Origin of the sequence: Streptomyces sp. NBC_01446 (assembly GCF_026340095.1) — a bacterium.
GTDB classification, from domain to species: Bacteria; Actinomycetota; Actinomycetes; order Streptomycetales; family Streptomycetaceae; genus Streptomyces; species Streptomyces aureus.
The window spans coordinates 3,165,766-3,179,925 of record NZ_JAPEPO010000001.1 but is presented as its reverse complement, the minus strand read 5'-3'; the positions used below and the strand labels follow the sequence as shown (position 1 = coordinate 3,179,925).

General features: G+C 71.3%; 15 protein-coding genes. 9 read left to right on the top strand and 6 right to left on the bottom strand.

Annotated features, from left to right (window positions below; all coding sequences use genetic code 11):
• Positions 1–49 precede the first annotated feature (49 nt).
• From OG456_RS14125 to OG456_RS14105, 5 genes are all read left to right on the top strand, one after another.
• Positions 50–1,588 carry an ABC transporter ATP-binding protein gene (locus tag OG456_RS14125; RefSeq protein WP_266569219.1) on the top strand — a complete coding sequence of 513 codons (1,539 nt, stop codon included), beginning with the start codon at positions 50–52 and terminating at the stop codon, positions 1,586–1,588.
• Positions 1,585–2,730, top strand: a complete 1,146-nt coding sequence (locus tag OG456_RS14120; protein ID WP_266560857.1) for an ABC transporter permease — start codon at positions 1,585–1,587, stop codon at positions 2,728–2,730. The genes OG456_RS14125 and OG456_RS14120 overlap by 4 nt, the downstream gene beginning before the upstream one ends.
• Positions 2,727–4,016, top strand: coding sequence for an ABC transporter permease (locus tag OG456_RS14115; RefSeq protein WP_266560855.1), 1,290 nt, complete (start codon positions 2,727–2,729; stop codon positions 4,014–4,016). Before OG456_RS14120 ends, OG456_RS14115 begins: the two co-directional genes overlap by 4 nt.
• Complete coding sequence (locus OG456_RS14110) at positions 4,013–4,402, top strand: cytidine deaminase (protein ID WP_266560853.1); 390 nt, start codon at positions 4,013–4,015, stop codon at positions 4,400–4,402. Before OG456_RS14115 ends, OG456_RS14110 begins: the two co-directional genes overlap by 4 nt.
• A 93-nt stretch (positions 4,403–4,495) precedes the next feature.
• Positions 4,496–5,773: a thymidine phosphorylase gene (locus tag OG456_RS14105; RefSeq protein WP_266560851.1), complete on the top strand. Its 1,278-nt coding sequence runs from the start codon at positions 4,496–4,498 to the stop codon at positions 5,771–5,773.
• A 59-nt stretch (positions 5,774–5,832) separates the two neighbouring features.
• On the opposite strand, the gene OG456_RS14100 is transcribed toward OG456_RS14105, so the two are convergent.
• Entirely contained in the window at positions 5,833–6,756 is a 924-nt protein-coding gene (locus tag OG456_RS14100) for an AEC family transporter (RefSeq protein WP_266560849.1), read from the bottom strand.
• 187 nt (positions 6,757–6,943) lie between these two features.
• Between OG456_RS14100 and OG456_RS14095 the strand changes: the two genes are divergently transcribed.
• Entirely contained in the window at positions 6,944–7,315 is a 372-nt protein-coding gene (locus tag OG456_RS14095) for an STAS domain-containing protein (protein ID WP_266560847.1), read from the top strand.
• Here the strand turns inward: OG456_RS14095 and OG456_RS14090 are convergent.
• On the bottom strand, positions 7,217–8,209 hold the full coding sequence (locus OG456_RS14090) for a sigma-70 family RNA polymerase sigma factor (protein WP_266560846.1): 993 nt from the start codon (positions 8,207–8,209) through the stop codon (positions 7,217–7,219). The two genes, OG456_RS14095 and OG456_RS14090, sit on opposite strands and share 99 nt — an antisense overlap.
• A gap of 149 nt (positions 8,210–8,358) precedes the next feature.
• Positions 8,359–9,648 carry an MFS transporter gene (locus OG456_RS14085; RefSeq protein WP_266560844.1) on the bottom strand — a complete coding sequence of 430 codons (1,290 nt, stop codon included), beginning with the start codon at positions 9,646–9,648 and terminating at the stop codon, positions 8,359–8,361.
• 62 nt (positions 9,649–9,710) lie between these two features.
• Between OG456_RS14085 and OG456_RS14080 the strand changes: the two genes are divergently transcribed.
• Complete coding sequence (locus OG456_RS14080; RefSeq protein ID WP_266560842.1) at positions 9,711–10,682, top strand: LysR family transcriptional regulator; 972 nt, start codon at positions 9,711–9,713, stop codon at positions 10,680–10,682.
• On the opposite strand, the gene OG456_RS14075 is transcribed toward OG456_RS14080, so the two are convergent.
• A complete protein-coding gene (locus OG456_RS14075; RefSeq protein WP_266560840.1) occupies positions 10,683–11,441 on the bottom strand; it encodes an alpha/beta hydrolase in 759 nt (252 codons plus the stop codon).
• A gap of 113 nt (positions 11,442–11,554) precedes the next feature.
• On the opposite strand from OG456_RS14075, the gene OG456_RS14070 reads away from it, so the two are divergent.
• Together OG456_RS14070 and OG456_RS14065 are read left to right on the top strand one after the other, a co-directional pair.
• Positions 11,555–12,712, top strand: coding sequence for an adenosine deaminase (locus OG456_RS14070; protein ID WP_266560838.1), 1,158 nt, complete (start codon positions 11,555–11,557; stop codon positions 12,710–12,712).
• A gap of 142 nt (positions 12,713–12,854) precedes the next feature.
• On the top strand, positions 12,855–13,199 hold the full coding sequence (locus tag OG456_RS14065) for an ATP-binding protein (RefSeq protein ID WP_266560836.1): 345 nt from the start codon (positions 12,855–12,857) through the stop codon (positions 13,197–13,199).
• A 98-nt stretch (positions 13,200–13,297) separates the two neighbouring features.
• Here the strand turns inward: OG456_RS14065 and OG456_RS14060 are convergent, their stop codons facing one another.
• Both OG456_RS14060 and OG456_RS14055 read right to left on the bottom strand, forming a co-directional pair.
• Entirely contained in the window at positions 13,298–13,498 is a 201-nt protein-coding gene (locus OG456_RS14060; RefSeq protein ID WP_266560834.1) for a PspC domain-containing protein, read from the bottom strand.
• Between the two features lie 108 nt (positions 13,499–13,606).
• Positions 13,607–14,149 (bottom strand): VanZ family protein, encoded by a 543-nt coding sequence (locus tag OG456_RS14055; protein ID WP_266560832.1) that lies wholly within the window; start codon positions 14,147–14,149, stop codon positions 13,607–13,609.
• Positions 14,150–14,160: the final 11 nt, after the last annotated feature.

Here is a 14,160-nt window from a genome sequence, read left to right as displayed (position 1 = left end):
CCCCCGAGGAGAGTGCGCCATCAACGCGTCCAGCCCTCCCGCCGTCGAACTGCGCGGCATCACCAAGCGCTTTCCCGGCGTCGTCGCCAACCGCGACATCGACATCACCGTACGGCGGGGCACCGTCCACGCCCTGTGCGGTGAGAACGGCGCCGGCAAGTCGACCCTGATGAAGATCCTCTACGGCATGCAGAAGCCGGACGAGGGCACCATCGCGGTCGACGGCACCCAGGTCGCCTTCGCCACGCCCGCCGACGCCATCGCGCGCGGCATCGGCATGGTCCACCAGCACTTCATGCTGGCCGACAACCTCACCGTCCTGGAGAACGTCGTCCTGGGCGCCGAGAAGCTGCACGGCATCGGCGGCAAGGCGCGTACGAAGATCCGTGAGATATCCGAGGCGTACGGCCTCGGGGTGCGGCCCGACGTCCTCGTCGAGGAGCTCGGGGTCGCCGACCGGCAGCGCGTCGAGATCCTCAAGGTCCTCTACCGGGGCGCCCGGACGCTGATCCTCGACGAGCCCACCGCGGTCCTCGTGCCGCAGGAGGTCGACGCGCTCTTCGACAACCTGCGCGAGCTGAAGTCCGAGGGCCTCACCGTCATCTTCATCTCCCACAAGCTGGGTGAGGTGCTCTCCGTCGCGGACGAGATCACGGTCATCCGGCGCGGGACGACGGTCGGCACGGCCGACCCGAGGAACACCAGCACCAAGCAGCTCGCCGAGCTGATGGTCGGCAGCGAGCTGCCCTCGCCGGAGACCGAGGAGTCGACGGTCACCGACACCCCGATGCTCCACCTGGCGGGGGTGCGCCTCACGCAGACCGACCTGGACGGCGTCGAGCGCGTCATCCTCGACGACGTCACCTTCACCATCCGCCGCGGCGAAGTCCTCGGCATCGCGGGCGTGGAGGGCAACGGCCAGTCCGAACTCGTCGAGGCCATCATGGGCATGCGGACCGCGGACCGCGGCACCGTAGCCCTCGACGGCGCCGACGTCACCCGGACCCCCACCCGCAAGCGCCGCGAAGCCGGTGTCGGGTACATCCCCGAGGACCGGCACCGTCACGGCCTCCTCCTCGAAGCGCCGCTGTGGGAGAACCGGGTCCTCGGCCATGTCACCGAGCGCCCCAACTCCAAGCGCGGGCTGCTCGACCTGAAGGCCGCCCGCGCCGACACCGAGCGCATCGTGCGCGACTACGACGTCCGCACCCCCGGCATCGAGGTCACCGCGGCCTCCCTGTCCGGCGGCAACCAGCAGAAGCTGATCGTCGGCCGCGAGATGAGCCACGCGCCCAAGCTGCTGATCGCCGCCCACCCCACCCGCGGTGTGGACGTCGGCGCGCAGGCGCAGATCTGGGACCAGATCCGCCGAGCCCGCCGCGAGGGCCTCGCCGTGCTGCTCATCTCGGCCGACCTGGACGAGCTGATCGGCCTGTCCGACACCCTGCGGGTGATGTACCGCGGCCGCCTGGTCGCCGACGCCGACCCCGCCACCATCACCCCGGAGGAGCTGGGCTCCGCCATGACAGGTGCGGCCTCCGGCCACCTCCAGCACACGGAAGACGCCGAAGGCGGGGACGCCCGATGAAGACACTGATATCCCGGGGCAAGTCCCGGATCGACAAGGAGCGGCTGATCCTCGCGGTCGCCGCCCCGCTCCTGGCGATCATCGCCGCGCTCGTCGTGACCGCCGTGATCATCGCGGCGACCGGCAAGGACCCCTTCGCCGCGTTCAGCGACATGGTGACCTACGGCTCCGCGAGCGACAGCCAGGTCTACATCCTCAACAAGGCGACGACGTACTACCTCGCGGGTGTCGCGGTGGCCATCGGCTTCCGCATGAACCTGTTCAACATCGGCGTCGACGGCCAGTACCGGCTCGCCGCGTTCGTCGCCGCCGTGCTCGGCGGAGCGCTCACGCTGCCCGGCTGGCTCTCCATCCCGCTGATCATGCTCGCCGCCATGGCGACCGGTGCCCTGTGGTCCGCCATCGCGGGCATCCTCAAGGTGACCCGCGGGGTCAGCGAGGTCATCTCGACGATCATGCTCAACTCGATCGCGACCGCGATCATCGCCTACCTGCTCCAGCCCGAGCAGCTCGGCCAGCTCGACGACGCCGGCACCCTGGTCTCCACCAAGCCGCTGCCGAAGTCCTCGTACTTCTTCACGATCGACGTGGGGCCGGCCGGCCAGGTCTGGGGCTTCATCGTGATCGCCGTGCTCGTCGGCATCGCGTACTGGTTCGTCCTCGGCCGCACCCGCTTCGGCTTCGACCTGCGCACCGTCGGCCAGTCCGAGTCGGCGGCCGCCGCGAGCGGTGTCAGCGTCAAGAAGATGGTCGCCACCAGCATGATCATCTCGGGTGCCGTGGCCGGTCTGGTCGGCATGCCGACGCTGCTCAACGACAGCCACCAGTACGACAACAGCTTCCCGGTCGGCCTCGGCTTCACGGGCATCGCCATCGCGCTGCTCGGCCGCAACCACCCGGTCGGCATCGCGCTCGGCGCCCTGCTGTGGGGCTTCCTGGAGCGCACCACCAACCACCTGGAGTTCCAGGGCTACGACAAGGAGATCCTCGGCGTGATCCAGGGCGTCATCGTCCTGTGCGTCGTCATCGCCTACGAGGTCGTACGCCGCTACGGGCTCAAGCGCCAGCAGCAGCGGGTCGGCGCCGAGCTCGCCGCGCAGGCCGCCGCCGTCCGCACCGACAAGCAGGAGGTGGCCGGATGAGCGCCACGAAGACCGACACCCCGCCTCCCGCGGCCCCCGCGGTGAGCGGCGCCAAGAAGGCGCGCGGCCGGCTCTCCACGGGCCAGACCCTGATGATCGTCGTCGGCGCGCTGTTCCTGGTCTCCGCCGTCCGCGTCATCACGGGCGCCGACCAGCTCACCTCCGGCGGCCAGATCAGCGCCGCGCTCGGACTCGCCGTGCCCATCGGCCTCGCGGCCCTCGCGGGCCTGTGGTCGGAGCGGGCCGGGGTGGTCAACATCGGCCTCGAGGGCATGATGATCCTCGGCACGTTCGGCGCCGGCTGGCTCGGCTGGCAGACCAGCCCGTGGCTCGGCCTCGTCTGCGGCATCGGCTTCGGTGTCCTCGGCGGTCTGGTCCACGCCGTCGCCACCATCACGTTCGGCGTCGACCACATCGTCTCCGGTGTGGCCGTCAACCTCCTCGCCCTGGGCGCCACGCAGTACCTCGCCAAGCTGTTCTTCGCCGACGGCGAGCCCGCGGCCAAGGGCGGCAACCCCAAGCAGTCGCCGCCCGCCGAGTCGCTGGGAGACGTCACGATCCCGGGCCTGTCCAGCGGGCTGCACTCCATCGAGCAGCACCACTGGTTCCTGGTCTCCGACCTCGCCGGCATCCTCGGCGGCCTGGTCACCAACGTCTCCGTGATCACGATCCTCGCCGTGCTGCTCTTCGTGGGCAGCTGGTGGGTGCTGTGGCGCACCTCGTTCGGCCTGCGCCTGCGCTCCTGCGGCGAGAACCCGGTCGCGGCCGAGTCCCTCGGCGTCAACGTGTACGCGCACAAGTACGCGGCCGTCGCCATCTCCGGCGGACTCGCGGGTCTCGGCGGCGCGTTCCTCGCGCTGGTCACCTCGCACAGTTACCTGGAGGGCCAGACCGGCGGGCGCGGCTACATCGGCCTCGCCGCCATGATCTTCGGCAACTGGCGGCCGGGCGGACTCGCCATGGGCGCGGGCCTGTTCGGCTTCTCCGACGCGCTCCAGCTGCGCAACGGCGGCGAGACCGTCCACGCGCTCCTGCTCCTGCTGGTCGTCCTGCTCGCCCTGCTTGCGGGCTGGAAGGCGTACCGCAAGGCCATGATCCAGGCCACGATCAGCGCGGTGATTGCCGTGGTCGTCCTGGTCTGGTACCTCCTGACGGATGAGGTGCCCGGCGACTTCGTCGGCGCCACCCCGTATGTCGTCACCCTCCTGGTGCTCTCGCTGTCCGCGCAGCGGCTGCGGATGCCGAAGGCCGACGGCATGCGCTACCGGAAGGGTCAGGGCAAGTGACGGAAGCCGACTGGGAAGCACTCAAGGAGGCGGCCCGCGAGGCCATGTCCCGCGCGTACGTGCCGTACTCGGCCTTCCCGGTCGGCGCCGCGGCCCGCGTGGACGACGGCCGCACCGTGTCGGGCTGCAACGTCGAGAACGCGTCGTACGGGCTCGGCCTGTGCGCCGAGTGCGGGCTCGTCTCGCAGCTTCAGCTGACCGGCGGCGGCCGCCTGACGCACTTCACGTGCGTGGACGGCAAGGGCGAGATCCTGATGCCGTGCGGGCGCTGCCGCCAGCTCCTGTACGAGTTCGGGGGGCCCGAGCTGCTCCTGGAGACGACGTCGGGGATCCGCCCGCTCGGCGAGATGCTCCCCGACGCGTTCGGACCCCAGCACCTCAACTGACCGAAGGCCCCGCCCTGTTGGGCGGGGCCGCTTTCAACGGGTCGCTCTATGCGCGTAGAGTCGGCCTGCTGCCACCTGCGGAAGGACAACGCCATGGACGTCATCTCCGTCATCCGGACCAAGCGGGACCGGGGCGAACTCAGTGACGAGCAGATCGACTGGGTCATCGACGCGTACACGCGCGGCGTCGTCGCCGACGAGCAGATGTCGGCGCTCGCCATGGCGATCCTCCTCAACGGCATGAACCGTACGGAGATCGCCCGCTGGACCGCCGCGATGATCGCCTCCGGCGAGCGCATGGACTTCTCGTCCCTGTCCCGCCCGACCGCCGACAAGCACTCCACCGGAGGCGTCGGCGACAAGATCACGCTGCCGCTCGCCCCGCTGGTCGCCGCGTGCGGCGCCGCCGTCCCGCAGCTCTCCGGCCGCGGCCTCGGCCACACCGGCGGCACCCTCGACAAGCTGGAGTCCATTCCCGGCTGGCGCGCCCTGCTGTCCAACGACGAGATGCTGAACGTCCTCGACACCGTCGGCTCCGTGATCTGCGCGGCCGGTGACGGGCTCGCCCCCGCCGACAAGAAGCTCTACGCGCTGCGCGACGTCACCGGCACCGTCGAGGCGATCCCGCTCATCGCCTCCTCGATCATGTCGAAGAAGATCGCCGAGGGCACCGGCTCGCTCGTCCTCGACGTCAAGGTCGGCACCGGCGCGTTCATGAAGACGATCGAGGACGCCCGCGAACTCGCCTCCACCATGGTCGAGTTGGGCACCGACAGCGGCGTGCGCACCGTCGCACTGCTCACCGACATGTCGACGCCCCTCGGCCTTACCGCCGGCAACGCCCTCGAAGTCCGCGAGTCCGTCGAGGTGCTTGCGGGCGGCGGCCCCGCCGACGTCGTCGAGCTCACCCTCGCCCTGGCCCGCGAGATGCTCGACGCCGCGGGCATCAAGGACGCCGACCCGGCGAAGGCCCTCGCCGACGGCTCCGCGATGGACGTCTGGCGCCGCATGATCGCCGCGCAGGGCGGCGACCCGGACGCGGCGCTGCCCACGTCCCGCGAGCAGCACGTGGTGGTGGCCGGGAAGTCCGGCGTCCTGACCCGCCTCGACGCGTACGACATCGGCGTCGCCGCCTGGCGCCTCGGCGCGGGCCGCGCCCGCAAGGAGGACGTGGTGCAGGCCGCCGCCGGCGTCGAACTCCACGCCAAGCCGGGCGACTCGGTGACGGAGGGCCAGCCCCTCATGACCCTGCACACGGACACCCCGGAGCGCTTCGGGTACGCCCTTGAGTCCGTCGAGGGCTCGTACGACATCGCGGCCCCGGGGACGACGTTCGAGGCCACGCCGGTCGTGCGGGAACGCATCGGCTGACCTGGGGTTTCCTCATTCGGGTGAACGGGATCGGTGGACCTCCGCCGGTCCCGTTCGGCTCACCCCAGCAACGCCGCGACCACCACCAGCGCCGGCACCGACGCCAGCGTGGACAGCAGGATCGACTCCCTCGCCAGCCTCTCCGCGACGTTGTAGCGCGAGGCGTAGGTGAAGAGGTTCTGCGCGGCCGGGAGCGCCGACGTCACCACCACGTCCAGGAGTGACGCGCCCCGCAGGCCGAAGACGCCCGCCGCGAGTACCCACGCCACCGCGGGCTGGCCCACCGACTTCAGGGCCACCGACAGCAGCACCGGGACCCGGTCGGAACCGCGCCGGGCCGGCAGCGAACTCCCGCACAGCGAGATCCCGTACGCGAGCAGCACCACCGGCACGGACATCTTGCCGATCAGATCGACCGGGTTGAAGACCGGCCCCGGCACCGTCCACCCCGTCGCCGCCACGATCACGCCCGCGAGCGCGCCGACCGCGATCGGGTTGCGCAGCGGTGTGACGAGCCGCCGCCACAGCGACTGCCTCTCCCCGGCCTCGGACAGATCGAGGACCGTCATCGCTACCGGCGTCACCACGATCTGCTGGAAGAGCAGCACGGGCGCGACCAGCGAGGCGTCGCCGAGGACGTACACGGCGATGGGGATGCCGAGGTTCCCCGAATTGACGTAGCTGGAGCACAGGGCGCCGATCGTCGTCCGCCCCACGCCCCACCGGCGCGCGACGCCCACCGCGATGAACACGCCGGCGGCCGCCGCCGTGCTCAGCGCCGTCACCAGCAGCCGCGGCGACAGGATCACCGAGAGGTCGGCCTTCGCGAGCGTCGTGAACAGGAGCGCGGGCGTGGCGACATGGAAGGCGAGCTTGGTGAGGACCTCGCGGCCGTTGTCCCCGAGATAGCCGCGCTTGCCGATCAGGAAGCCGACGGCGATGACCACCGCGATGACGGCGAACCCGTTCAGCACCCCTGCCACGATGCCCCCTGCCGGCGTCGTGCGGACGGCTGAGCAGGTACGCGATCAAGGAGCATCCCCATAGCGTCGGAGGGCACCCGACGCGGGGTCAACGTGATGCGTGCGACACATGGGGAACGTGACGCACGGCACTGGGCGCGCGGCCGGACCGCCGATGAGTTCCCGCCGCCGGGCAGGTCTCCCCTGCGTGGCTGTTTCCCGACGTCCCGACCTGGCTCTCGCCGGCCCCCTGCGCCGCGGCGACGTGCCGCACCTGTGCGAGCAGGTGCGCACGGCGTGCACCCGCGTCCCCGCACGCGACGTCGTCTGCGACGTCGCGGCCGTCACCACGGCCGACCTCGCCACCGTGGACGCGCTCGCCCGGATGCAGCTCGCCGCCCGCAGGGCCGGGTCAGGACTGCGGCTGCGCGATCCGTCCCCGGCCCTGTGGGCCCTGCTTCAGCTGGTCGGCCTGCCCGGCCTAGGCGGGCTGGTCGTCGAGATGGAGCGGCAGACCGAACAGCGGGAAGTAGCGGGCCGTGTCCAGGAAGCAGTGGAGTCCGGTGATCCGGCCCTCTGAGATCTCCAGGACCTGGACGGCCCACGGCGCGAACCCGCCCTTGTCCGGGTCGGGCTTGTAGTGGGCGAACGCGGGCGAGCCGTTGGCCTCGACGGGCACCAGCCGGCTGTCGGCACATGAGGCGCCGATCGTCGTCATGAAGCCCGTGATGTCCGGCGTGCCGCGCAGCCACAGGTCGAACGGCGGCATGGTCATGATGGCGTCCTCGGCGAGCAGCGCCGTGAGGGCCTTCATGTCGTATCCCTCGAACGCCGCGACATAGCGCTCCAGGAGCGCCTGGTGCTCCTCGTCCAGCTCGCTGTCGGCGCCCTTCGTCTCGACCGGGGCCTCGGCGAGCGTGGCGCGGGCCCGCTGGAGCGCGCTGTTCACCGACGCCACCGACGTGTCGAGGAGCTCGGCGACCTCCTGCGCCTTCCAGGCCAGGACCTCGCGCAGGATGAGCACGGCCCGCTGCTTGGCGGGCAGCTGCTGGAGCGCCGCCACGAAGGCGAGGCGCACCGACTCCCGCGCCACCGCCGCCTCCGCGGGGTCGTGCACGGTCGGCAGCACGCGCGCGTCCGGCATCGGCTCCAGCCACACGTTGTCCGGCCGGGGTGTGAGCGCCGCCTGCGCCAGCGGCGCCGCCGCCGTCAGGTCCATCGGACGGGCCCGCTTGTTGCCCGCGTTCAGCATGTCCAGGCAGACGTTCGTCGCGATGCGGTACAGCCAGGACCGCAGGCTGGAGCGGCCCTCGAACTTGTCGAAGCTGCGCCAGGCGCGGACCATCGTGTCCTGCACCGCGTCCTCGGCCTCGAAGGCGGAGCCCAGCATCCGGTAGCAGTACCCGGTCAGCTCGACCCGGTACTTCTCGAGACGGACGTCCAGCTCGGTGGTCGTCCCTGCGATGTCACTCATGTCCACACCCCGCCCTGCGGCTTCTGGCAAGTCCCGAAAGTCCATGCAAGTCCCAGCACTTCGGAAGCTACCGCAGGGCACTGACAACGGCCCCCGGACCGGCGAAATACACCGGTCCGGGGGCCGTTGTCAGCAAGATCCGGGCAGCGTCAGTGCGCCGCAACGAGCGTCTGCCGCTGCTGCACGCGCGCCGCGTGCGAGCCCCACAGGGTCACCGACACGACGCCGAGCACCGCCACCAGGCCGAGGGCCACGGTCCCGGCCCAGCCGCCCGCGTGGAAGGCCACCGCGCCGAGCGTGCCGCCCACGCTGGAGCCGATGTAGTACACGGACTGGTACAGCGCGGACGCCTGCGCCCGCCCGTGCGTCGCCGTGTGGCTGACCGAGGACGAGGCCACCGCGTGCCCCGCGAAGAACCCGGCCGTGATCAGGAGGAGGCCGAGCAGCACCATGGCGATCGAGTCGCCGAGCGAGATGAGCAGCCCGGACGCCGTCGTGCCCACCGCCAGGTACAGCGCCCCGCGCCGCCCGAGCCGCGCGACGAGCTTGCCGGCCGCGGCCGAGGAGACCGTACCCACCAGGTACACCAGGAAGATCGAGCCGATGATGCCCTGCGGGAGCGAGAACGGCGCGGCCGTGAGCCGGTAGCCGATCACCGTGTACACGGCGCCGAAGACCGTCATGAACAGGGCGCCGATCACGTACAGACGGCACAGCAGCGGGTTCGCGAGGTGGCCGCGCACCGTGCGGGCCAGCACCCGAGGCCGCAGCGAGCCGGGGGTGAAGTGCCGCGGCTGGGGCAGCAGCAGCCGGAACGCGACCGCGCACGCCACGGCGATCACGCCGATCGTGCCGACCGCCGCGCGCCAGCCCCACTCCTGCGCGACCCACCCGGTGATGACCCGGCCGCTCATCCCGCCGATGGAGTTGCCCGCCACGAACAGGCCGATCGCGGCGACCAGCGCCTTGGGCCGCACCTCCTCCGCGAGATACGCCATCGCGGAGGCCGGCAGACCGGCGAGAGCGGCGCCCTGGAGCGCCCGCAGCGCGATCAGCGCCCCGAGCGAGGGCGCGAACGGCACGAGCAGGCCGACCGCGACCGCCACCGACAGGGACGCCGTCATCACGGTGCGCCGCCCGAACCGCTCCGACAGGGCGCTCAGCGGCAGGACACACAGGGCGAGCGCGCCCGTCGCGCCGGACACCGTCCAGCTCGCGGCGCTCGCGCTGACGCCGAAGTCCGCGGAGACGAGGGGGAGCAGGGCCTGCGTGGAGTAGAGCAGGGCGAAGGTCGCGACCCCGGCCAGGAAGAGGGCGAAACTCATCCGGCGGTAGCCGGGTCCGCCCGGGTTCAGACGGGTGTCGGTGGCTTCGGGGGACGACGGCTTACGGGCGGCGACCGCGTGGGTGACGGTCGCCCCGCTACTGGCAGGAGGCATGTCTCGAACGTAGGCCTGCGTCTTTCATGCGTCCAATGCATGAAAACGCCATAATCGATCCTATGGCGCATAAGCAGAGTTCAGAGGCTCGTCTGTCACCGTCCAGTGACACAGAAGACATCGTGACGACGCTCGCGCCACGCCTGTCGTACTTCGCCGCGGTCGCCCGCACCGAGCACGTCACGCGGGCCGCGCACGAGCTGGAGATCCCCCAGTCGACGCTGTCGCGCGCCCTGGTCCGCCTCGAACAGGACCTCGGCGTGGAGCTGTTCGCGCGCCACGGCCGCACCGTCTCGCTCACCCCGGCGGGCCGCACGTTCCTCACGTCCGTCGACAAGGCGCTCGCCGAGGTCGGCCGCGCCGCCGAGTCGGTACGGGCCGACGCCGACCCCGCGTCGGGCAAGGTCGCCTTCGGCTTCCTGCACACCATGGGCTCCGAGACCGTCCCCGGCCTGATCCGCGCCTTCCGCGCCGACCACCCCGGCATCCGCTTCAGCCTCGTCCAGAACTACGGCGAGGCGATGCTGGAGCGCCTGCGCGCCGGCGAACTCGACCTCTGTCTCACCTCTCCCATCCCCGACGCGCCCGGCCTCGTCGCGCGCCGCCTCGACGAGCAGCGCCTGCGTCTGGTCGTCCCCGACGAGCACCGCCTCGCGGGCCGCAAGCGCGTCCGTCTCGCGGAGGCGGCCGACGAGACGTTCGTGACCCTCGAACCCGGCTACGGACTGCGCCGCATCACCGACGGCCTGTGCACGGAGGCGGGGTTCAGGCCGCGCATCGCCTTCGAGGGCGAGGAGACGGAGACCCTGCGCGGCCTGGTCGCGGCGGGCCTCGGCGTGGCGCTCCTGCCGCCACCGGCCGTACCGCGCCCGGGAGTCGTGGAGCTGACGGTGACCGGCCAGCGGGCGGTACGCGAGATCGGCGTGGCCTGGCTCGACGGGCATCCGGACACCCCGCCGGTCGCCGCGTTCAAGAAGTTCCTTCTCTCCCGGCGCGGCAAACTGCTCTCCGAGTGGACCCGCGCGGAGGAGTAGTCACCGCCCCAGGGACCTGCCGAAGCCCGAGGCCAGCGGCATCCGCAGCCCCAGCGGCGGCGGCGCGGCGAGCGCGTCCTGCACCGGGCGCGAGAACGCCCGGTCGAAGAGCGAACCGAGGACGAAGTCGCGGGCCAGGGCGTGGACTTCGGTGCGGTGCTGGTGGAGCGCGTGGCCGTCGGAGTGCACCTCGAAACGGCAGGTGTCGCGGTTGGACTTCTTCGCGCGGGCGGCCAGGCGGAACGACAGCTCGGGATCCGTGCGCTCGTCGTTCGTGCCGTGCACGATCAGGACGCGGCGGCCCACGAGCTGTTTCACCGGTTCGGGGGGCGCGGCGACGTCCTCCTCGGGCAGCCAAGGGGCAAGCGCGAGCACCGAGTTGACCGCGCTGTGCCCGCCCGCGTGCAGCGCCGCCCGGGCGCCCATGTCGACCCCGACGAGGCAGACGGGGACGTCGCCGTAGCGCCGCACGGCCTCGTCCGCCGCCCAGTCGGCGTCGCGTGCGAGCTGCGCCTGCGCGCCGTTCCAGCCGCGACTGCGGTAGTGCACGACATGCGCCGCAAGGCCGTCCCGCCGCCCCTCGCGCGCGAGAGCGCGCCCCAGGGGCCGTACGGTCGCCGAGGCCAGCGGTGACGGTCTGCGCGCGGAGGTCTCCGCGCCCGCGGGAAGCAGCAGGACCACACCGCTCACCGTCGCGGGGACGGGCCCCACCGCCTTCCCGAGCCGGGCCTCACGGACCGTCGTCGCTTGCTGTCCCATGACAGAACAGTGTCAGAAGGCACGGTGTACGCCACCCGTCCGCAGGGTCACTGTTACGTATCGACAGGCGGACGCCACCCGGTATCTACGCGCGTAGGCGTTAGAGTGCCGAAATGACGAGCCAGACCAGCGGAAACTCGCAGATTCCGACCCCCGAGCAGATCGTTCGCGCCCCCAAGGTGCTGCTGCACGACCACCTCGACGGCGGGCTTCGCCCCGGCACCATCGTCGAACTCGCCCTGGAACAGGGCTACGAGAACCTCCCGGAGACCGACCCAGACAAGCTCGGCATCTGGTTCCGCGAGGCCGCCGACTCCGGCTCCCTCGAGCGCTACCTGGAGACCTTCGCCCACACCTGCGCCGTCATGCAGACCCGCGAGGCGCTGTTCCGGGTCGCCGCCGAGTGCGCCGAGGACCTCGCCGAGGACGGCGTCGCCTACGCCGAGATCCGCTACGCCCCCGAGCAGCACCTCGAACAGGGCCTCACCCTCGAAGAGGTCGTCGAGGCGGTCAACTCGGGCTTCCGGGAAGGCGAGCGGCGCGCCAAGGCCAACGGCCACCGCATCCGCGTGGGCGCCCTGCTCACCGCCATGCGGCACGCGGCCCGCGCCCTGGAGATCGCCGAACTCGCCAACCGCTACCGCGACACCGGAGTCGTCGGCTTCGACATCGCGGGCGCCGAGGCCGGTTTCCCTCCCACCCGCCACCTCGACGCCTTCGAGTACCTCAAGCGCGAGAACAACCACTTCACGATCCACGCGGGCGAGGCCTTCGGCCTGCCGTCCATCTGGCAGGCGCTCCAGTGGTGCGGCGCCGACCGCCTCGGCCACGGCGTGCGGATCATCGACGACATCAAGGTCGAGGACGACGGCATGGTCAAGCTCGGCCGCCTCGCCTCCTACGTACGCGACAAGCGCATCCCCCTGGAGATGTGCCCGAGCTCCAACCTCCAGACGGGCGCCGCCGACTCCTACGAGGCCCACCCCATCGGCCTGCTCCGTAAGCTGCACTTCCGCGCCACGGTGAACACGGACAACCGCCTCATGTCCGGCACCAGCATGAGCCGCGAGTTCGAGCACCTGGTCGACGCCTTCGGCTACACGCTCGACGACATGCAGTGGTTCACTGTCAATGCGATGAAATCAGCATTCATTCCTTTCGATGAACGACTGGCCATGATCAATGACGTCATCAAGCCGGGATATGCCGAGTTGAAATCCGAATGGCTGTTCCGTCAGACCGCCTCGACCAGGGGTTCTGTCGAGCAGTAGCGCCTGTTTGTGCGAATTTGAAGCGGCCGGGAACATTAACTCCCGGCCGCTTCCGCGCGTATTTCGCTGTTTGCAACGCGCCCTGACGCGTGTTTACGGTCGTGGACCGCTCAAGCCCCCGTTCACGAGGACTCATTTCATAATGAAGCAGTCTGCCGTCAAGACCCTCGGTGTCGCCGCCCTCGGTGCCGCCTTCGCCGCCGCGGGCGCCGGTGCCGCGTCCGCCGCCCCCGCCCTCCCGGACGCGGGCTCCGCCCTGGACACCGTGACCAGCACGCTCCCCGCCGAGCAGGTCGCGCAGGTGCTCCCCGCCGGTGGCACCGATTCCCTGACCGCCGGCAAGAACGCCGTCACCGGTGGCCTGAAGGCCGCCGCGCCCGCCGTCCACAAGGCCCTCCCCACCAAGGGCCACGACCCGGTCTCCGGGCTCCTCGGCGGCCTGCCCGTCAACTCGCTGCCCGCCGGCGGCGCCCTGCCCGTCGGCTGACCCACCCGACACGCCACACGCGCGGACACACGGGAGGGGCGCACCCGCTCGCGCGGGTGCGCCCCTCCTTGTCGTACATCAGCCTGCGGACCCCGTCGTCACCACGCCTGGCGGACCTTGCCCTCGCCCGGCAGCAGGATCCACAGCGCGATGTACAGCAGGAACTGGGGACCGGGAAGCAGACACGAGAGCACGAAGATCACGCGCATCGTGGTCGCGGAGGTGCCGAAGCGCCGTGCCAGCGCTGCGCACACTCCGCCGATCATCCGTCCGTTCGTGGGGCGGGCAAGGGCGGTCATGGTGGGCTCCTTCGCGAACCGTAGCGGTGAGGCGCCCCCTTGGCCGGGATGGCCGGGACGTCTCCGATGGCTTCAAAGCTACGGTGACGAACCGGGCGAAGCGTCAGCTCACGGGGCGATGCCGACCCTGGAAATCGTCGGGGTCCGCCCCTGAGAGGGCTCCTCCCGGGGGAGGGCCGTGACCTCGGTCCTGCGGCGGAGTCTGCCCCTGAGGGTCGGCACCACGGCCGCGTGCGCGAGGGCCACGCCCAGCGTGTTCAGGAACAGCGAGTCGATGTCCACGACCTGTCCCGGCACCCCGGTCTGCAGCAGCTCGATGCCGAGCGAGAGCAGCGCTCCGGCGGCGACCGTACGCACCAGCGAACCCAGCGGCGAGACGACGAGCCGCCCCCCGGCGATCGGCAGGAGCACCCCCAGCGGGGCGAGCAGCAGCAGTTCCTTGCCGATCCGCCGCACCGCCTCCGCCGGGCCGAGCGCGAGATCCGCCCTGATCCCCGCGAACGGGTGCAGGTTCGCGGCGCTGACCCACGGCACGTCCAGTGGTCGCAGCGTGATCCAGCAGACGAGAAGCAGATGCGCGGCAAGGAGGACTATCCCTGCCGTACGGAAGCGGATGGCGGCCTTGGAGCCGCCCGGGCGATGGCGCTGCACGCCCCCCAAGA